This is a genomic window from Streptomyces sp. MS19 (assembly GCF_047200595.1).
Taxonomy (GTDB): domain Bacteria; phylum Actinomycetota; class Actinomycetes; order Streptomycetales; family Streptomycetaceae; genus Streptomyces.
Genome location: NZ_JBJZOH010000011.1, coordinates 11,364 through 31,444, shown reverse-complemented (window position 1 = coordinate 31,444; position 20,081 = coordinate 11,364). Strand labels below are relative to the sequence as shown.

The following is a 20,081-nucleotide window of genomic DNA, read 5'->3' as shown; positions in this document are numbered from 1 at the left end:
GTGGCCGGATACACAGGACAGCCCGACGACCAGTACTCGCCGTACGGACAGCAGCCGTACCCGAACACGCCGGACCAGGGCTACGCCTATCCGCCGCCCGGCCCGGACACCGGCCCCGCGCCGCAGCCGCCCGCGCTGCCGCCGCTCCCGTGGCGGCAGCTGCTGACCGGCATCGTCACGCGCCCGCAGGACACGTTCATGCGGATGCGGGACTACCAGATGTGGGTCCCGGCGCTGATCGTCACGTTCCTGTACGGCATGCTCGCCGTCCTCGGCCTGGAGGACGCCAGGGACACCGTCCTCGACAGCACCGCCTCCACCGTCGCGCCCTACCTCATCGGGACGGGCGTGGCGATGGTCCTCGGCGCCCTCGTCCTCAGCACTGTCACGCACAACCTGGCGCGCCAGTTCGGCGGCAACGGCATCTGGGCGCCCACGGCGGGCCTGGCGATGCTGATCATGTGCGTCACCGACATACCGCGCCTCGCCCTGGCCCTCTTCCTCGGCGGCGGCGCGCCCCTCGTGCAGGTCGTCGGCTGGGCGACGTGGCTCGGCGCCGGGGCGCTCTTCACGCTGATGGTCAGCGCCTCCCACGAGATCAGCCGCCCCCGGGCGCTGGGCGCCTCCGTGGTGCAGCTGCTCGCCCTGCTGATGCTCATCAAGCTGGGGACGATCTGACCGGCCCCGGCCGCCTCGGGTAGCCTCGGGTCCGTGCTTCTGTCAGACAAGGACATCCGGACCGAAATCGACCTCGGCCGCATGCGCATCGACCCCTTCGACGAGTCGATGATCCAGCCGAGCAGCATCGACGTCCGCCTCGACCGCTACTTCCGGGTGTTCGAGAACCACCGGTACCCCCACATCGACCCCTCGGTGGAGCAGCCGGAGCTGACACGCACCATCGAGCCCCCGGCCGACGAGCCGTTCATCCTGCACCCGGGCGAGTTCGTGCTGGCCTCCACATACGAGGTCATCACCCTCCCGGAGGACCTCGCGTCCCGGCTCGAAGGCAAGAGCTCCCTGGGCCGCCTCGGCCTGCTGACGCACTCGACGGCCGGCTTCATCGACCCGGGCTTCTCGGGCCACGTCACGCTGGAGCTGTCGAACGTGGCGACGCTCCCCATCAAACTCTGGCCCGGGATGAAGATCGGCCAGCTCTGCCTCTTCCGGCTGACCTCCCCGGCCGAACGCCCTTACGGCTCGGCCGGGGTCGGCTCCCGCTACCAGGGCCAGCGCGGCCCTACGCCGTCACGTTCGTACCTGAACTTCCACCGGACATCGATCTGACCGGCACGGCACTCCGCAACCGCGCACACCGGGGACACCTCAACAACCGCCCCGGACCAATCCGTTCACTCCCCAACTGCTGCATGGGAAACCGAGTGGTACCGAACTCGTGCCCCTCGGCACAGCGCACAACGGTGACAGCGATCTGCAACGCTTCCCTCTCCCCGGCTCGACGACGACCGCCACCCTAGGGGACCCACAGGCCACTCCCACGCCGCCACTCCGCGCTGTCCCACCCCCGCCTCGATGGGGTAAAGTGATCCCGGACGCTGCACAGCACCGTCCGACGCGGGCGTAGTTTAATGGTAGAACATGAGCTTCCCAAGCTCAGAGCGCGAGTTCGATTCTCGTCGCCCGCTCCAACGCTTAAGGCCCAGGTCAGGGACATGATCCCCAGCCTGGGCCGTTGTCTTCACCGGGGCCCCTTCGATGCCGCGTGCCGGAAGTGGTCTGGCCGACTTCTTCCGCCGGTACGGGTGCGTGCAGGGCTCCGTCGATCTCCGGACGAAGTCCCGGGCGGCGGAGGTCCGCGGTCCTGCTGTGCAGCGGGCGCGACCGGCGCCGGCCGCGTCCGCGCCCCGTGACCATCCGGGTTCCGCGCGGCCGAAGGCGTACCAGCAGGCAGGGGCACCATCCGTCCCCCGGGTGTCCGTCGGCGGAAGACACCGGTAAGTCACCGTATCGCCACAGAGTCGCCCGAAGCCTGTCACGCGACGGCGGCGCCGCTAGGGTGATGGGACGTCAGTCGACCTGTGCCGGCGGGCACCGGAGGGATCACATGGCGGGGGCGAGACAGCCGGTCTTCGAGCGACAGGCGGCGGTCCAGGGGGTACACGCGCTGATCCAGCCGTCCTACCCACTGCCATCGGAGCACCACCGTCCCATCGTGTTCCTCGAAGGGGGACACGGCAGCGGCAAGACGCTGTTCCTGGACGACCTGGCCGCCCGGCTCGACCAGCATGTGCCGTACGGGCGCGTCGACTTCGCCGAGCCCCGGCACGACGACATCCCGCACACCCTGTCCACCCTGGCCGGGCAGCTCACCCGGTACCGGCCGCGGTACGACAGACTCCGCTTCCCCCGGCTGCTCATCGGTCTGCTCGTGCTCGAACAGAACCTCGACCTCTACGACTTCGAGCGGGCGCGCGAGGCGGTGTCCGAGCTGCTGCGGCAGCGGCGCAGCGGGAACTGGCCGCAGCGGTTCCTGCGCGAGATCACCGGTGAGCCGCCGCAGGTGGAGATCCAGCTCGGCTTCCTCGTCGCGCTGCTGCGGTTACCGCTCAACGCGCTGGCCGCGCTGGTGGGTTTCACCTTCACCAGCCGCTCGCAACGGTGGTTCGGACACCGGGACCGCGGGCTGACCGACAAGGCCGTGGACACCCTGGTCGAGTTGAACGCCTGGGCGCGGGAAGCCCGCAACGACCCGGCCGGCCCGCACGGCGAGGCGGCCCGGGACCGGGTGGCGGGCCTGCTCTGCGAGGCGTTCCTGGCCGATCTGCGGGACTGCCCGCGGCGGGTGCGCGGGCTCCAGACCCCACTGCTCCTGCTCGACAACGCGGACCAGCCGACCGGCCGGGTCTTCCTGCGCCGCCTGCTGGAGGCACGTCCTCCGCTCCAGTCGGCGGACCGCACCGAACCGCTGACCGTGGTCGTCACGGGCCGGAGCTCGATCCCGGAGATGTCGGAGGGGCCGGTGGCCCGGCTGGAGGAGATGGCCGGCGGCTCACGCGAGCCGGGCGACGGGTACCCGGCCTGGCTCCGCTACCGGCTGCCGGATCTGACGCGGGCGGACATCCAGCACCTCATGGACGGCGCCTCGAACCGCGGCCGGGTGAACCGGCGGCTGGTCCGGCTCGTGCACGACTTCACCACCGGCCATCCCGAGGCGGTCGGGGTCCTGGCCACGGTCGCCGCGCGCCCGCCCTATCCGGCCGACGGCGTCGGGCAGTTACTCGTCCAGCCCGTGCCGGCCGCCGAGATGACCGCGACCATGCCGCCCGCCACCGCCCCCGGCGCCCCCGGTCCCGACGCCACCGCCGAGGAGTGGTTGCTGTTCCGGCTGGGGGCGGCCGAAGAGCCCATGGCCGCCGCCCTGGCGACCTGCGCCGCGGCCCGGGACGAGACCACCGGGCTGTGGCTCAGCCACCAGTCGGATCTGGTGGACGCGATCCTGGGCGACCGCGTGCGGCGGGCGGCGCCCTGGGCGACCGAGGGCGAGACCGGTGCGGCGGTGCTGCGCCAGTTACTGCTGCGCCGCCTGGCCGCCAGGTCGCCGGACCATCCGGCGGACTGGACGACCGTGCATCGGCGGCTGCGCGACTTCTGCCGGGAGCGCGGCGACCGCGCCGGGGAGTTGTACCACCGGCTGGCCATGGACGAGCTGACAGACGTGGCGCTTGAGCTGGCCCGGCTGTTGCCGACCGCTCCGGGCCAGGAGTGGCTGGACCTGCTGCGCGCCACCGCGGCCGCACCCCTCGGCTCGGCGGAGCGGCATCTGTGGGACCCCTACACCCTGTTCCACGAGTGTGTGAACGGCACGCCGACCGCTTCCCTCGACGCCACGGCCACCCAGGTCGTTCACCTCTTGGCCGCGCTGCGGATCGTCCACGATCCGCTGTGCGGCGTGTCCCGGGAGTTCCTCTACGCCCAGATCGCCAGCACGCTGAGCGCCCTGGCCCCGCAGTCGCCGGACGGTCTGGTGGCACTTCAGCGTGCTGTGTCCGAGTACGAGCAGCAGGCGCAGTGGTGGACCTGACGCCGATGTCCGAGGAGAGCGCATGTCCTTCCCGCGTGCGGCCCGCAGCGGCGAGTTCCCGAACCCTCCGCGCCGCGGCACCAGGCTGTTGCTGCTGGCGGTGGGCGTCACCGTCGCCGTGGTCGCCGCCTTCCTGGTGGTGTGGCTGCCGGGGCGGCTCGACTGCGGCGGCGCCGACCTGACGCGGCGCGGCGACGAGTGTCTCGGGGTCACGGACGGTTCTCCCGCGTTCCTGCCCACCGGCGACGACGAGTTGGCCGACCGGTTCCGCGAGGTCCAGGAGCTGATCAAGGCGGAGAACGACCGGGTGGCGGAGCAGGGCGACGCGTACGTGAAAGTGGGGCTGCTGGCGACGCTGACCCCGGACGACACCGGCCCGCAGGCCCCGCGGCGGGTCCTGCACGCGTTGGAGGGCGCGTACACCGCCCAGATGCGAGCCAACCAGACCCGGCAGCTCGGCGATCCCGCGCCGCAGATCCAGCTGCACCTCGCCAACGTGGGCAGCCGGCACGAGCAGTGGGAGCCCGCGGTGGACCGGCTGGTGTCGATGGCCGACGACGCGGAACCGCTGGTCGCGGTGGTCGGCCTGTCGATCAGCACCGACCAGAGCAAGGCCGCCGCCGAGCGGCTGGCGGACCACGGCATCCCCGTCGTCGCCTCGTCGGCCAGCGCGGACGGGCTGAACTCCGCGACGGTCCCCGGCCTGATCCGCGTCACCGCGAGCAACACCGACTTCGTCACGGCGCTGCGCCAGTACGTGCGGGACCACGAGGAGCTGAACGAGGCCGTCCTGGTCTACGACGAGAACGAGCCCGACCTGCACGTGGCCACCCTGACCGAGGCGTTCCGCGCGCTGATGGCCGACGAGTTGGGCACCAACCCGGCCCAGCCCTTCCAGGGCACCACGGTGGACCGGGACGCCCCGGCCGCCCTGTTCGACGCCGCGGTGCGGAACATCTGCCAGGCCGCGGCGGACATGGTGCTCTTCGCAGGCCGCACCGGCGACCTGCACGCGTTCGTCGAATCCCTGCACAGCCGCGCCTGCCGGGACGAGCCGATGGCGTTGCTCTTCGTGGAGACCGGCCCCGTGGTCAGTGTGGAGGAGGAAGCGCGCCTCGCCGAGAACAACATCACCATCGTCCAGGCGTCGGCGATGGACCCGGCCTGGGCCCGGGGCTTCGGCCCCGATGCGGACGCGCCGCCCGGGTTCCGCGGCTTCTTCGAGCAGTACGACACGCACATCACGTACGTGGAGGACGTGCCGGCGGCCCTGGCGGACGGGTACGCCGTGGCCAACCACGACGCGATGGCGACCGCCATCCGCGCCGTCCGGGTCAGCCACGCCCAGGACCCGCAGTCCCCGATGACCAGCGCCCGGGTCGAGGACGCGCTGTTCCTGCTGCATCTGAGCAACGCGGTGGAGGCCGCCAGCGGAACGCTGCACTTCACCACCGACCGCCAGGGCGACCCGGGCGGCAAACCCGTCCCGATCATCGAGACCCCACCCGGCCCGACACGCCCCGAGCTGTACACCACCCCGGTGCCCTGAGCTCGGCTCTCGTCCTCGGAGCCCGGTGCTTGTTCCCCGCGCCGGGGGATGCCGCGAATCCCCCGGCGGGCCGGGCCGGACGGTGAGGCGGCCGGCGGGGTCACGCCCTGGCTCCCACCTCGCTGACGTCTGTCCTCAGGCGGCCGGGCTCTGTCCTTCGTGTTCGAGGACTTCCGGCACGTTGGACACGCTGTGTGAGCACCGACCCCGCCCTGACGCGTCCTGGCACTCGGTGTCGCCCCCGCGCCGCTCCCCGGCCTGCGCCCTCTCGGCTCCGCGCCGCGCGTCTCACATCGTGGGCAGAAAGGCCGAGAGGGCACGTGATTCGCGCCACATATGAGAAGTGGGCATCTCAGATGAGCGGAAGTCTTGGTTTTCATCTTTCGAAGGGTGGCACCGAGTGCCAGTCGTGGCTACTTCAAGGAAGTGAACACAGATGAGATGAACCTCCGCTCATATGAGCAGAATGGAGCCGAGCTTCACGTCCCGCTTCAAAGCCTTGAAGCGCGGAGCTCCGCCGCCCCCGCCCTGCCCGCCGCTTTCGATCCCCTGGCGAGCGGCGTGTTGCGGCCGGTGGACCTACCGGTCCTGGTGCCGGATCGCCTTGGATCTGGGTAAGTTCCTCGCCGTCAGGGCAGCGAGCGTGAGGGAGCCGGTCCCGTGTCGACCACACAGCAGCAGCACCCCGAGGCCGGCGGCCGAGCCGGGACGCCGAAGTACGTCTACGACTTCACCGAGGGCAACCGCCACCTGAAGGACCTCCTCGGCGGCAAAGGGGCGAACCTCGCCGAGATGACGAACCTCGGGCTGCCGGTCCCGCCCGGCTTCACCATCACCACCGAGGCGTGCCGGACATACCTGGAGAGCGGCGCGGAACCGGCGGCCCTGCGCGCCGAGGTGAGCGCGCATCTCGCCGCGCTGGAGGCCGCGATGGGCAGAAAGCTCGGCCGGACCGACGACCCGCTCCTCGTCTCCGTCCGCTCCGGCGCCAAGTTCTCCATGCCCGGCATGATGGACACCGTCCTCAACATAGGGCTCTCGGACGCCTCCGTCGCCGGGCTCGCCGCGCAGGCGGGCGACGAGCGCTTCGCCTGGGACTCGTACCGCCGCCTCATCCAGATGTTCGGCAAGACCGTCCTCGGCGTGGACGGCGCACTCTTCGAAGCGGAGCTGGAGGCGGCGAAGAAGGCGAAGAACGCGGCGAGCGACATGGACCTCGGCGCCGCCGACCTCAAGAAGCTCGTCACACGCTACAAGAAGCTCGTCGTCCGCGAGGCCGGGCGGCCCTTCCCCCAGGACCCGCGCGACCAGCTGGACCTCGCGATCCACGCCGTCTTCGACTCGTGGAACACCGACCGCGCCAAGCTCTACCGCCGCCAGGAGCGCATCCCGCACGACCTCGGCACCGCCGTCAACGTCTGCTCCATGGTCTTCGGCAACCTCGGCTCCGACTCCGGCACCGGCGTCGCCTTCACCCGCGACCCGGCCGGCGGCCACCAGGGCGTCTACGGCGACTACCTCCAGAACGCGCAGGGCGAGGATGTCGTCGCGGGCATCCGCAACACCGTCGCCCTCGCCGACCTGGAGACCCTCGACAAGACCTCCTACGACGCGCTCCTTGGCATCATGGCGACCCTGGAGAACCACTACCGGGACCTGTGCGACATCGAGTTCACCATCGAGCGCGGCAAGCTCTGGATGCTCCAGACGCGGGTCGGCAAGCGCACCGCCGCCGCCGCGTTCCGTATCGCCACCCAGCTCGTGGACCAGGGCCTCATCACCGAGGCCGAGGCGCTCCAGCGCGTCAGCGGCGCACAGCTCGCGCAGCTCATGTTCCCGCGCTTCGACGAGAAGGCCACCACCACGTGCGTCGCGCGCGGCATCGCCGCCTCGCCGGGCGCCGCCGTCGGCAAGGCCGTCTTCGACTCGTACACCGCCGTCACGTGGTCACGCTCCGGCGAGAAGGTCATCCTCATCCGCCGCGAGACCAACCCCGACGACCTCGACGGGATGCTCGCCGCCGAGGGCATCCTCACCTCACGCGGCGGCAAGACCTCGCACGCCGCCGTCGTCGCCCGGGGCATGGGCAAGACCTGTGTCTGCGGCGCCGAGGAGCTGGAGGTGGACACCAAGCGCCGCCGGTTCACCACGGCGGGCGGCACCGTCGTCGAGGAGGGCGAACTCGTCTCCATCGACGGCTCCACCGGCCGTGTGCACCTCGGCGAGGTACCCGTCGTGCCCTCGCCCGTCGTCGAGTACTTCGAGGGCCGGATGCACGCCGGGGCCGAGGAGGCGGACGAACTCGTGGCCGCCGTCCACCGCGTCATGGCCTACGCCGACCGCACCCGCCGCCTGCGCGTGCGCGCCAACGCCGACAACGCCACCGACGCGCTGCGCGCCCGCCGCTTCGGCGCCCAGGGCATCGGACTGTGCCGCACCGAGCACATGTTCCTCGGCGAACGCCGCAAGCTCGTCGAAGCGCTGATCCTCGCCGACACCGACAAGGAGCGCGAGGGGTCCCTCAAGCAGCTTCTGCCGCTCCAGAAGCAGGACTTCGTCGAGCTGTTCGAGGCGATGGACGGACTGCCCGTCACCGTCCGCCTCCTCGACCCGCCCCTGCACGAGTTCCTCCCCGACATCACCGAGTTGTCGGTACGCGTCGCGCTGGCGGAGTCCCGCGAGGACGCCAACGAGAACGACCTCCGCCTCCTCCAGGCCGTCCACCGCCTCCACGAGCAGAACCCGATGCTCGGCCTGCGCGGCGTCCGCCTCGGCCTCGTCGTCCCCGGCCTGTTCACGATGCAGGTACGGGCCATCGCGGAGGCCGCCGCGCACCGCCGCGCGGCCGGGGGCGACCCGCGCGGCGAGATCATGATCCCGCTCGTCGGCACCGTCCAGGAGCTGGAACTCGTCCGCGAGGAGGCCGAGAAGGTCATCGCCGAGGTCGAGTCCACGACCGGCACCGCCCTCGGCATCTCGCTCGGCACGATGATCGAGCTGCCGCGCGCCGCGCTCACCGCCGGGCAGATCGCCGAGGCCGCGCAGTTCTTCTCCTTCGGCACCAACGACCTCACCCAGACCGTGTGGGGCTTCTCCCGCGACGACGTCGAGGCGAGCTTCTTCACCGCCTACCTGGAGAAGGGCATCTTCGGCGTCTCGCCCTTCGAGACGATCGACCGCGACGGCGTCGGCAGGCTCGTCGCCGACGCCGCCCGCGCCGGCCGCGCCATCCGCCCCGACCTCAAGCTCGGCGTCTGCGGCGAGCACGGCGGCGACCCCGAGTCCGTCCACTTCTTCCACGAGGTCGGCCTCGACTACGTCTCCTGTTCCCCCTTCCGCATCCCCGTCGCCCGCCTGGAGGCCGCCCGCGCCGCCGCGAACCCGCAGACGGACACCACGGCCTGACCCCGGAACCACCCCTGCCGAGCCCCCGCCCCGGCCCACCCTCACCGGCCGGCCCGTCCGCCTCGTGCGGGTCAGGGTTTGTGGGCGAAGACCCAGCGGTTGCCCTCCAGGGCGTCGTTCGGTTCGGGGAGGGGGCCGCGGCCGTGGTGGTGGGTGAAGTCGAAGGGGGTGTGGACCTGTGTGGACCAGCCTCTGGAGGTCAGGGTTCCGGTCGAGTCGGGGCGGGGGTCGCGTGTGAAGAGGGCGAGGAGGTCGATGCCGAGTCGCTGCCGTGTTGACGTGTAGATCGTGCTGTCGCGGTACTGGAGGAGGTCCTTCTCCAGTTTGGCTTCGAAGGCCAGAGCGCTGCCTGCCGTGGTCAGGTGGTGCACCGTCTCGATGATGCGTGTCTCGGCGGCGGGCGGCAGGTAGAAGAGGACTCCTTCGGCCAGCCACACGCTCGGGGTGGCCGGGTCGAAGCCGGCGGTGGTCAGTGCCGTGGGCCAGTCGTCGCACAGGTCGGCCGGTACGGTGATGCGTTTCGCCTGGGGGATGGCCGACAGACTCGTGAGGACGTCGTGTTTGAACGCCAGGACGCCCGGCCTGTCGATCTCGAAGACCACGCAGTCGGAGGGCCAGTCAAGGCGGAAGGCCCGGGTGTCCAGGCCCGCGCCCAGCAGGACGACTTGGCGGGCGCCCGTGCGGACCGCGCCGAGGAGGAAGTCGTCCAGGACCCTGGTCCGCAGGGCGAAGTAGCCGGCGAAGCGCCCCCACAGCGGGTCGGCGTCGCCGTCCGGGACCTGCTCGATGCGCACCGGCCAGTCCGCGCACGCCGGAACCGCGCGTACGAAGTGCTCCGCGTAGACGTCCCGGGCCAGGCCGTCGTCGCGGTGGGCCTCGATCGCCCGTGCCGCGGCGACCAGGAGGGCGGTCAGGCCGACGCCCTCCAGCTCGGGGTGTGGTGAGGTCATGGGCTTCCTCTGTTCGGGAGCAGGACGGGTTTGACCACGCGGCCCGCGTCGCAGTCGCGTTCGGCCTCGTTGATGTCGGCCAGCGGGTACGTGCGGATCAGTTGGTCGAAGGGGAAGCGTCCGGTCTGCCACAGTCCGGTCAGCAGGGGGATCAACAGGCCGGGTACGGCGTCCCCTTCGCAGATGTGGCGGATGCTGCGGCCTCCGTCGAGCGTGCCGGGGTCGAGCGGGAGCGGGGTGTGGAGCCGTGCCACCAGGCCGAGGACGCCGAGGGGGCGCAGGGCGAGGAGCGCGTCGTTGATGAGCGCGGGCGAGGCGGTGGTGTCGAGCGCGTACGCCGCGCCGCCGTCGGTCAGCCGGCGGATGCGTTCGGGCAGTCCTGGCGTGGTGGAGGGCAGGGGGATGGCGCCGAAGCGGGCGGCCAGGTCGAGCCGTTGGGGATGCCGGTCGACGGCCAGGGTCAGGGCACCGGCGGCGGTCGCCGCCATCACCGCGGCCAGGCCCACGGCTCCCGCGCCGAGGACGAGGAGGGTGTCGTCCGGGCCGAGGGCGAAGGTGTTGAGCACGGCCCCCGCGCCGGTGAGGAAGCCGCAGCCGAGCGGTCCGAGCAGTTCGAGGGGCAGTTGGGGGTCCACCCGGACGGCGTTGCGGGCCGGGACGAGCGCGTACTCGGCGAACGAGGACTGGCCGAACCAGCGGGGGGCCAGCGTTCTCCCGGCGTCGTCGGTGAGCCGCGGCGGGTCCTCGCGGCGTCCGCCGAAGAGGTTGCGGGCGGCGAAGGACTCGCAGTAGGCGGGTGCGGCGCGGAGGCAGTTGCGGCAGTGTCCGCAGGAGTCGAAGCTGAGGACGACGTGGTCGCCGACGCCGATCGCGCCGTCCGGGCCGCCGCCCGTCCGCACGACGACCCCGGCCCCCTCGTGGCCGAGCACGGCGGGCAGCGGGCTGCGGCCGGCCGAGCGGCGGACCGCGAGATCGGTCCTGCACATCCCGGTGCCCGCGATCCCGACCAGGATCTCCCCGGCGGCGGGTTCCGGGGGCAGGGTCACGTGCTCGACCGCGAACGGGCCTTCGTACGACCGCAGTACGGCCGCCTTGCATCTCATCCGCACGGCTCCTGGGGGCGGTGGACGACGAACGGCCGGAGGTTCCCGTACAGGCCCCACGGTCCGCCCGCGACGCCGACGCCGCTGTCCTTGGCGCCCGCGAAGGGCTGGGCGAGGGACAGTTCGGCGTGGTGGTTGATCCAGGCGGTGCCGCATTCGAGCCGTTCGGCGACCGCTTGGGCGCGGTCGAGGTCGGTGCCCCACACGGAGCCGCCGAGGCCGAAGCCGGTGCCGTTGGCCGCGTGGACGGCCTCGTCGAGAACGCGGTACGGCAGCACCGGCAGCACCGGACCGAACTGCTCCTCGGTCACCACGCGGCTGCCGGGCGGGACGCCGGTGAGGACCGTGGGGGCGAAGAACCAGCCGGGCCGGTCCAGCCGGTGGCCGCCGGCGGCCGCCCGCGCGCCGTCCGCGAGGGCCTGCGCGGTGATGCTCTCGACGCGGGCCAGCTGCGGGGCGTTGTTGAGCGGGCCGAGGCGGGTCGCGGGGTCGAGTCCTGGCCCGACGGTGACGGCCTTCGCGCGCTGGGCGAGTGCTTCGACGACCTCGGCGTGGAGCCGGGCGGGGGCGTAGACGCGTTTGACCGCCATGCAGACCTGCCCGCAGTTGCGGAACGCGGCCCAGAACAGCCGGTCCGCGATCCGGTCCACGTCGGCGTCGTCCAGCAGGACGGCGGCGTCGTTGCCGCCCAGTTCGAGGGTGACGCGGGCGAGCGAGGCCGCCGCCGCTCCGGCGACGGCCCGCCCGGTGGGCACCGAGCCGGTGAACGTCACGTGGCGGATGCCCGGGTGGGCGGCGAGGCGGGCGCCGAGGGGCTCGCGGCCGGTGACGACGGTCAGGACATCCTCGGGGAAGGCGTCGGCGAGGAGGGAGCAGAGCAGGCGGGTGGCGAGGGGGGTGTACGGGGACGGCTTGAGGACGACGGGGTTGCCCGCCGCGAGCGCGGGCGCGAACTTCGCCGCCGCGAGTTGGAGGGGGAAGTTCCACGGCACGATCGCGGCGACCGGTCCGGCGGACCGCCACCGGATCTCGCTGTGGACGGGCCTGCCGTCGGTGATCCGCCGGGTCTCGGGGGCGGTGAGGTCCGCGAAGTAGCGCAGGCGGGCGGCCGTGCGGGCGGTCTCCGCGTGCGACTCGGCGAGGGGCTTGCCCTGTTCGCGGGTGAGCAGCCGGGCGAGCCGGTCGGCGGCCGACTCGACGGTGTCGGCCGCCAGGCGCAACGCGGTGGTGCGGGCGGCGGGGTCGGCGCGCCAGCCGTGCCAGGCCCGGTGGGCCCGGCCGACCACGGCGTCCAGTTCGTCCGGGTGCTGGTCGGGGGCCTCGTCGAAGGCCTCGCCGGTGGCCGGGTCGGCGACGGGGAAACGCGCGGCGGGGGCGCGTTCGGGGGGCGGCATGCCGGTGGCCGGGTCAGGCGGGGACGTCGGCCGCGTGGTCCCGGGCGTGCCGGTGCATCTCCGCCCGGAAGGCCGCCACCAGGTGCGGCTGAATCCTTCCTGCATCGCGGTCGCCGCCCTCGCAGACCGCTCCGCGTACGCCGACGATGTCCGTGCCCATGCGGGTCAGCGGGCCGAGGTCGGCCTGTTTGACGCTGCCCGCGAGGGCGGCGAGCAGACCGGACGCGTGCGCCAGCCGTACGAACTCGGCGCAGGCGTCCGGCGGGACGTGGTCGAACAGCCGCGTCCCGTCCTTGACCGCCGTGTCGAGCATGGCCGCGTCGGCGCCGGAGCGGGCGGCGATGTCGGGCAGGGCGAGCGGGTTGACGCAGCCGATCCGGTGGGCGTCGGCGTAGCCGGAGGCGACGACGAGGGCTTCGGGGCGCTGGTCCTTGACGGCCCGGACGACCGCGCGCATGACGTCGATGCCCTGGCCGGGCGTCGTGCATCCGTAGAGGCCGACCTTGATGTACGTGGCGCCGGAGACGACCGCGCCGAGGGCGGCCTGGGCCACCGTGCCGGGCTTGTACGGGACGTCCCCGACGGTGGCGGAGACGGGCTTGTCGGCGGGGATCGCGTCGCGGATCTCCCGGATGACCCAGGGGAAGTTGGCGCCGAGCGAGCCCTCGTCGGGCTTCTTGACGTCGACGATGTCGAGGTGTTCGGCCGCCTTCGCGCAGTCGAGTGCCTCCTCGACGCTGTCCGGGGAGATGAGAAGCAACACCGTGGGCTCCTTCCACCGCATGTCCGCCTGCCCGGGGCGCAGGTGCGCGGACGACCTTGTCGAGGTGCGGTGTGCTCATCCTTTCCGCCGTCCGGGGGGACCGGTAGAGCGTGCGGTGTCTCCGGGGAGCGCTCGCCGACACGCGGTGCGCCGGGCGCATGTGTGTGAAGATGCGCGGGCCGGTCCGTGCGTGCCGGGTCGTAGCGAGACTGCGGATCGGGCCGAGGCGGGGCGTGCCGGTGTACTGGTTTCGTGACGGATGGCCGGTCCCGCTTGGGGAAGCCGAGGCATGCACGCAATGATCGAGTCGCAGCAGATGAGCACGGAATAAGGGGGAACATATGAACGCAACGACACGTCGGGCGCGGATGGTCGCGGTGGCGGCCGCGGGGCTGCTGGCGCTGAGCGCCTGCGGCAGTGACGGCGACTCCGACTCCGGTTCCGGAGGAGCGGACGGCGGCCAGGAGAGCACCGGCGGTGGCGGGGAGGCCGACGGCGAATCCCTCGCGGACCTGTCCCCGCAGGAGGTGTCGGACCGTGCGCAGGAGGCGCTGGGTTCGGCCACGTCCCTGCGGATGAGGACGCTGACGGACCCCGAGGTGATCGGCATGGGCCTCGACCTCCACATGGACCAGGACGGGTCCTGCCAGGGTTCCGTGACCCAGGGGGACGGGGGCTCCGTCGAGCTGCTCGTCCGCGAGAACGACGAGGTCTGGATGAGGCCGGACGCCGCGTTCTGGCAGTCGCAGCTCGCGGTCGCGGATCAGGCGGCGCTCAGCCTGCTGGAGGGCAGGTACCTGTACGGGCACATGAGCGACGCGGAGTTCTCGCAGATGGCCGGGGCCTGCTCGCTGTCGGCGATGCAGTCCCAGCTCGGCTCCGACGAGGGCTCGGGCGGGGCGGACGAGGTCGGCCCCGAGACCGACTACAACGGCACGCCGGTGGTCACCCTCACCGGCCCCGACGACGACGGCAACGAGGTGACGATGCTCATCGCCACCGAGGGCGAGCCGTACCCGCTGCTGGTCCGCACCGTGCAGGGCGGTACGGATGTCGAGATCGAGCTGAGCCAGTACGGCGAGCCGGTCGAGTTCGAGGAGCCGCCCGCCGCCCAGGTCCTGGACATCGCGGACTTCCGCACCGGCGACATCGGCGCCTGACACCGCGCCCGGCCACCGTACGGGGGCCGATGGCGAAGCGGCGGGCGCACACCGGGGGACGACCGGTGTGCGCCCGCCGTTGTCGCGTCCGGTCAGCTGTCCGCCAGCGACTCGATGAGGGGAGCCGCTGCTTCCGTGTCGGGGAGCAGGAAGGACGTGATGCCCAGGTGGGCGCGGAGGAAGGTGAGCTTCTCGGCCAGTTGGGGGACGGTGCCGATGAAGACGTGGGGGGATGCGAGGACTTCCTCGGTGGTGAGGGTGGTGCCGGTGCGGCGGCGCAGGTCGTCGGCCCGGCGGCGGGCCTCGGCCTTGGCGTTGTCGGTGATGACCATGGGACCGCCGGTCGGGTAGGTGTTCAGCTCCAGTTCGGCGAAGCGGTCGCCGGCCGCCTCGCGGACCCAGCGGATCTTCTCCTCGGTGGCGGCGAGGGTGATGCTCGGGGCGTCGAGGGCGGGCAGCCCGTTCGCGTCCTTCCCGAGGCGGGGTGCCAGGCCGACGATCCGCGCTTCCCTGGCCGCCAGGGTCAGGAGGCGTTTCCCGCCGCCGCCGATGAAGAGCGGCGGGTGGGGGCGCTGGACGGGCTTGGGCCGGGCGTCGTACGCGGTGATCGTGTAGTGCTCGCCGTCGAGGGAGAACTCCTTGTCGGCGAAGCAGCCCTTGAGGACCTGGACGGCCTCGGTGAGTCTGGCGACGCGTGTGCCGACGGGTTCGAAGGGGATGCCGATGGCGTCGTGCTCGGGCTTGTTCCAGCCGGCGCCGATGCCGATGTCCAGGCGGCCGCCGGAGAGCCGGTCGAGCGTGGCGAGTTCCTGCGCCAGGACGGCGGGGTGCCGGAGGTTGGTGTTGAAGACGAACGTGCCGACGCGCAGCTTCTCGGTCGCCGCCGCGGCGGCGGTGAGGAGGGGCACCGGCGCGTACTGGGCGAGGAGGTGGTCGGGCGCCATCAGGGCGCTGTAGCCGATCGACTCGGCACGGCGGGCGAACGCGGCCAGCCCGGGTCCGTCGTGCAGTTCGCCGACCGAGGTCAGGAAGCGAAAGGGACGCATCGCGTCATCGTGCCCGCGATGGGTGGCGAACACCAGGGGCTTGCCGCGCGCACCGATGTAACACATTGCCATGCGTGATTGCTCTAAGTAGTGTACTGAGCCTTTGGGACGCGGACTTGGGGGGAAGATCGTGGGACGGCCTTCTGATTGGTCTCCGGCGGGAATGGACGCCGATCCGACACCGGGTGACCCGGAGGAAGTCCGCGAGCTGGCGGACGAGTTGCAGACGTTCTCCGACGATGTCGCCGAGGCGCTGGGGAAGATCCGGGATCTCGCCTCCGACCGCGCGGTGCGGGACTGGGCCGGCCTGTCCGCCGAGGCCTTCCGCTCCGAGTTCGACGGTGTCCCCGGCAACCTGGAGAAGCTGCGGGACTCCTACGACCTGTGCGCCCAGGCATTACAGACGTACTGGCCGAAACTCCAGACCGCCCAAGGCCAGGCCGACCGCGCCCTGGACCGGGCCATCGCCGCCCAGGCCGATCTCACCGCCGCGCAGGGCTCGTTGAACAGCGCGCAGGACTGGGTCGGCAGAGCGGGGGACGAGGCCGAACGCCTCCAGCGCGAGGGGGAACGGGCGGGCGCGCCGCCACCGGACGAGGCCGAGGTCCGCGCCGCCACCCGCGACCGCCAGGCCGCGAACGACGCCCGCGACGCGGCGCAGGCCCGCGTGGACACCGCGCAGGAATCCCTGGACGCCGCCCGCGAACTCGCCCGCCAGGCCAAGGAGATGCGGGAAGAAGCCGCACAGCAGGCGGCCCGTGACATCGACGAGGCGTCCGACGCCGGTATCCACAACCGCAAATGGTGGCAGCGGGCCGTGCACTGGGTCACGGAAAACTGGGACACCATCGTCAACGTCTGCAAGGTCATCGTCGCCGTCCTCGGCGTCGTCGTCATGATCATCGGCGGACCCCTCGCCTGGGTCGTCCTCGCCGCCGCACTCGTCGTCCTCACCGACACACTCATCAAATACGCCAGAGGCGAAGCAGGCCTCCTCGACGTCGCCTTCGCCACACTCGACTGCATCCCCGGCATGAAAGGCCTCACCACCCTCGGCGGCCTCGCCCGCGGACTGAGAGGCGGCCTCACCGCCGCCCGCACCGGCCTGCGCGGCATCCGCCAAGGCGCGCTCGGGCTGGGGCGCAGCCTGCGCCGTTCCGGCCGTGGCGCCGACGGCCTGGTCTGCCGCACCGACCCCATCGACATGGCCACGGGCGAGATGGTCATGTCCGAGACGGACGTCGAACTGCCCGGCGCGCTGCCGCTCGTCCTGCGGCGCCACCACCGGTCCCGCTTCCGGTCCGGCGGCTGGTTCGGCCCGTCCTGGACATCGACCCTGGACCAACGTCTGCTGCTCGACCCGGCCGGTCTGCGCCTCGTCACCGACGACGGCATGATCCTGGACTATCCGCGCCCCGAGGCCGGGGTGCACGTCCTGCCCGTCGAGGGACCGCGCTGGCCTCTGCGGTGGGAGGACGGGCCCGGCACCGGGCTCGTCATCGAGCGGACGCGGACGGGTGAGTTCCTCCGGTTCGCCTCCGTCGCGGGACGACCGGGCGGTGAACTCCCCCTCGTCGCGATCACCGACCGCAACGGCAACCGCATCCGAGTGGAGTACGACGACCAGGGCGCGCCCACCGACGTCATCCACGACGGCGGCTATCACATCGGTGTCACCACGCATGGCGGGCGCGTCACGGCGCTGCGCCTCCACAACGGCGACGGGCGACCGCTGTTGCGGCGCTTCGAGTACGGCGCACGAGGCGACCTCACCCACGTCTACAACTCTTCGGAGAAGGCGACCGAGTTCAGTTACGACGAGCGCCGTCGCATCAACAGATGGCAGGACCGCAACGCCGTCTGGTACCACTACCTGTACGACGACAGTGGGCGCTGCGTCGCCACCGAGGGCATGGACGGGCTGCTCAGCAGTCGCATCGCCTACGACACCGCTGACCACCGCACCACGTTCACCGATGCTCTGGGCCACACCACCGTCTATCAGTTCAACGACTGCTACCAACTGGTCGAGCAGACCGACGCGTTGGGCCATCGGACGACCCGGGTGCACGACCGTTTCGACCGCCTGCGTTCGCTGACCGACCCCTTGGGCCGGACCACGCGCTACGAGTACGACGGCGACGGTCACCTCACGGCGCTCGTGGAGCCGGACGGGACCCGCCACACCCAGGAGAACGACAGCCTGGGCAAACCGGTCGCCGTCACCCAGCCGGACGGCGGGGCCTGGCGGATGACGTACGACGAGCGGGGCAACCTCACGTCCGAGACCGACCCCACCGGCGGCCGGATCGACTACACGTTCGACCGCACCGGGTCCGTCGTCACCCTCACCGACGCCGCCGGCCGCAGCGCGCACCTGGAGAACGACGCGACCGGCATGCCCGTGGCCGCCACCGACGCGGAGGGTGCGGTGACGCGGCTGGAGCGGGACGCGTTCGGCAGAGTCGTGGTGACCACGGCCCCGGACGGACGGGTCACCCGTTCACGCTGGACGACGGAGGGTCTGCCGGCCGGACGCGTCCACCCGGACGGCAGCGCCGAGCACCGCCACTACGACGGCGAGGGCAACCTGCTGGAGCACATCGGGTCCAGCGGCGCGTCGACCCGTTTCACCTACTACGGGCTCGACCTGCTCAGCAGCAGGATCGACCCGGACGGCACCCGGCTCGACTTCGCGTACGACGGCGAGTTGCGTGTCACCTCGGTCACCAACGGCGCCGGTGCCGAGTGAACCTACGAGTACGATCCCGTCGGCCGGCTGACCCGTGAGACCGACTTCGGCGGGCGGACGCACAGGTACCGCCACGACGCCGTCGGCCAGCTCTTGGAGCGCACCAACTCCATCGGGCAGACCGTCCACTTCGTACGCGACCACCGCGGAAAGGTCGTCGAGCAGCGTGCCCCCGAGGGGGTGACCACCTTCGCCTACGACCTGATGGGCCAGGTGCGGGAGGCCCATGCCCCGGGCGTGGAACTGTCCTACGAACGCGATGCGTTGGGTCGCATCCTGGCCGAGACGTGCAACGGCGCCACCGTACGCTCCGAGTACGACGCGCGCGGCCGCCGGGTCAGGCGCCTCACGCCGTCCGGGCATGAGAGCCGGTGGGAGTACGACGACCGCGACCAGCCCACCGCCGTCGAGACCGCCGGACGCCGCGTGACGTTCGCCTACGACGGCGACGGCCGCGAGGTCGAGCGTCGTGTCGGGGGAGCCGGACTCAGCCAGACCTGGAACGACGCGGGACTGCTCGCCGCGCAGACCCTGCGGACCGGCCACGGCCCGGCGGCCCGGTCCCTGCAACAGCGCGCGTACACGTACCGTCCGGACGGCGCGGTCACCGCGGTCACCGACCGCCTCGCCGGGGACCGCTCCATCGACCTCGACGACCGCGGCCGGATCACCGGAGTACGGGCGGAGGGCTGGACGGAGCGGTACGCGTACGACGCCGCCGGGGACCTCGCCGAGACCGAGCTGTTCCGGGACGAGGGCCGTCCGTGGCGCCGCCGTTCCGACATCGGCTACCAGCACGACGCCCAGGGCCGCGTCGTGGTGCGCCGCCGCAAACGCCTGTCCCGCAGGGCCGACGTCTGGCACTACACATGGGACAGCCAGGACCGGCTCAGCGCGCTGACCACCCCGGAAGGCACCCGCTGGACCTACCTCCACGACCCGTTCGGCCGCCGCGTCGCCAAGCGGCGGATGGCCGCCGACGGCGTCACGGTCGAGGCGGAGACACTGTTCCACTGGGACCGCTTCGTCCCCGCCGAACAGACCGAGAGCACCGCCGGGGGCGGTCTCCGGCGGACCGTCTGGGACTGGGAGCAGGACCGGTTCACGCCCGTCACCCAGATCGAGAGCAGCGCGCTCCGGGACCGGCCGCGGGAGTGGATCGACGAACGCTTCTACGGCATCGTCGCCGATCTCGTCGGCACGCCGACCGAACTCTTCGACGAGACGGGCGAGGTCGCGTGGCATCGACGGGCCACGGCCTGGGGCGCCCCACTGGACCGAGCCGACGACCAGCGGGCGTACTGCCCCCTCCGCTTCCCGGGGCAGTACGCCGACCCCGAGTCAGGCCTGCACTACAACTACCAGCGCCACTACGACCCCGACACCGGCCAGTACGTCACCCTCGACCCCCTGGGACTGGCCCCGGGCCCCAACCCGCGCGCGTACGTCACGAACCCGCACACCGCCGTGGACCCGTTCGGGCTCGCCCCGGACTGCGAGCGCTCCCTCGCCGCGGCGCGGGAGCGGGCCAATCTGGAGCAGGCCCGCCCAGGCGCCAACAAGCACACACGGCCGACCAGCTCCGCCGGGCTGGCCGTGACGGACGCGGCCGGCAACCAGCACGTCTTCAACGGCGCGAGCATCAAGGGCGGCGGCGACCACAACCTGCACCCGGACGTGCGGGCGGCGTACGACAGGGTCCCGCAGAATATCCGTCTGCCAGGCAACCAGCATGGGCGATGCGGCGAGGCCGAGGCCCTAACGAACGCGCTCAACGCAGGGGTCGATCCCCGAGGTGGGACGATGGCTGCCGTCCAAGTCCGCGCCGTAGGCAACGACGTACACGGCGATCCTAAGGTGATCTGTCCGTCGTGTGCCCATGTACTTGACCAGTTCGGCATCACAGGAGTGACGTAG

At 72.0% G+C, this 20,081-nt stretch carries 14 protein-coding genes and 1 tRNA gene; 9 read left to right on the top strand and 6 right to left on the bottom strand.

Translation table 11 applies throughout. The annotated features are described in order from the left end of the window. Entirely contained in the window at positions 1–678 is a 678-nt protein-coding gene (locus tag ACL02R_RS13765) for a YIP1 family protein (RefSeq protein ID WP_412797171.1), read from the top strand. A 33-nt stretch (positions 679–711) separates the two neighbouring features. After that, on the top strand, positions 712–1,287 hold the full coding sequence (gene dcd, locus ACL02R_RS13760) for a dCTP deaminase (RefSeq protein WP_412797170.1): 576 nt from the start codon (positions 712–714) through the stop codon (positions 1,285–1,287). On the opposite strand, the gene ACL02R_RS13755 is transcribed toward dcd, so the two are convergent. Continuing rightward, positions 1,241–1,438 carry a hypothetical protein gene (locus tag ACL02R_RS13755; RefSeq protein WP_412797169.1) on the bottom strand — a complete coding sequence of 66 codons (198 nt, stop codon included), beginning with the start codon at positions 1,436–1,438 and terminating at the stop codon, positions 1,241–1,243. The genes dcd and ACL02R_RS13755 overlap by 47 nt on opposite strands. Before the next feature lie 137 nt (positions 1,439–1,575). On the opposite strand from ACL02R_RS13755, the gene ACL02R_RS13750 reads away from it, so the two are divergent. The 4 genes from ACL02R_RS13750 (at position 1,576) to ppdK (ending at position 8,996) form a co-directional block, all read left to right on the top strand. Beyond that, positions 1,576–1,649, top strand: a tRNA-Gly gene (locus ACL02R_RS13750). A gap of 524 nt (positions 1,650–2,173) precedes the next feature. Then, positions 2,174–4,042, top strand: a complete 1,869-nt coding sequence (locus ACL02R_RS13745; RefSeq protein ID WP_412797168.1) for a hypothetical protein — start codon at positions 2,174–2,176, stop codon at positions 4,040–4,042. 22 nt (positions 4,043–4,064) lie between these two features. After that, positions 4,065–5,591, top strand: coding sequence for an ABC transporter substrate-binding protein (locus tag ACL02R_RS13740; RefSeq protein ID WP_412797167.1), 1,527 nt, complete (start codon positions 4,065–4,067; stop codon positions 5,589–5,591). Positions 5,592–6,251: 660 nt separating this feature from the next. Next, a complete protein-coding gene (gene ppdK / locus ACL02R_RS13735) occupies positions 6,252–8,996 on the top strand; it encodes a pyruvate, phosphate dikinase (RefSeq protein ID WP_412797166.1) in 2,745 nt (914 codons plus the stop codon). Positions 8,997–9,067: 71 nt separating this feature from the next. Here ppdK and ACL02R_RS13730 read toward each other — a convergent pair whose 3' ends face one another. The 4 genes from ACL02R_RS13730 to ACL02R_RS13715 are packed head-to-tail and all read right to left on the bottom strand — an operon-like array spanning position 9,068 to position 13,206. Next, on the bottom strand, positions 9,068–9,946 hold the full coding sequence (locus ACL02R_RS13730) for a class I SAM-dependent methyltransferase (protein WP_412797165.1): 879 nt from the start codon (positions 9,944–9,946) through the stop codon (positions 9,068–9,070). After that, positions 9,943–11,049, bottom strand: a complete 1,107-nt coding sequence (locus tag ACL02R_RS13725) for an NAD(P)-dependent alcohol dehydrogenase (protein ID WP_412797164.1) — start codon at positions 11,047–11,049, stop codon at positions 9,943–9,945. Before ACL02R_RS13725 ends, ACL02R_RS13730 begins: the two co-directional genes overlap by 4 nt. After that, positions 11,046–12,443, bottom strand: a complete 1,398-nt coding sequence (locus ACL02R_RS13720) for an aldehyde dehydrogenase family protein (protein ID WP_412797163.1) — start codon at positions 12,441–12,443, stop codon at positions 11,046–11,048. Before ACL02R_RS13720 ends, ACL02R_RS13725 begins: the two co-directional genes overlap by 4 nt. 13 nt (positions 12,444–12,456) lie before the next feature. Then, positions 12,457–13,206: a (5-formylfuran-3-yl)methyl phosphate synthase gene (locus ACL02R_RS13715; protein WP_412797162.1), complete on the bottom strand. Its 750-nt coding sequence runs from the start codon at positions 13,204–13,206 to the stop codon at positions 12,457–12,459. A gap of 341 nt (positions 13,207–13,547) precedes the next feature. Between ACL02R_RS13715 and ACL02R_RS13710 the strand changes: the two genes are divergently transcribed. Then, positions 13,548–14,366, top strand: coding sequence for a hypothetical protein (locus ACL02R_RS13710; RefSeq protein WP_412797161.1), 819 nt, complete (start codon positions 13,548–13,550; stop codon positions 14,364–14,366). Positions 14,367–14,458: 92 nt separating this feature from the next. Here ACL02R_RS13710 and ACL02R_RS13705 read toward each other — a convergent pair whose 3' ends face one another. Beyond that, positions 14,459–15,412 (bottom strand): TIGR03621 family F420-dependent LLM class oxidoreductase, encoded by a 954-nt coding sequence (locus ACL02R_RS13705; RefSeq protein WP_412797160.1) that lies wholly within the window; start codon positions 15,410–15,412, stop codon positions 14,459–14,461. A 163-nt stretch (positions 15,413–15,575) separates the two neighbouring features. On the opposite strand from ACL02R_RS13705, the gene ACL02R_RS13700 reads away from it, so the two are divergent. Together ACL02R_RS13700 and ACL02R_RS13695 are read left to right on the top strand one after the other, a co-directional pair. Next, positions 15,576–18,164 carry a DUF6531 domain-containing protein gene (locus ACL02R_RS13700; protein WP_412797159.1) on the top strand — a complete coding sequence of 863 codons (2,589 nt, stop codon included), beginning with the start codon at positions 15,576–15,578 and terminating at the stop codon, positions 18,162–18,164. 93 nt (positions 18,165–18,257) lie between these two features. After that, positions 18,258–20,081: an RHS repeat-associated core domain-containing protein gene (locus tag ACL02R_RS13695; RefSeq protein WP_412797158.1), complete on the top strand. Its 1,824-nt coding sequence runs from the start codon at positions 18,258–18,260 to the stop codon at positions 20,079–20,081.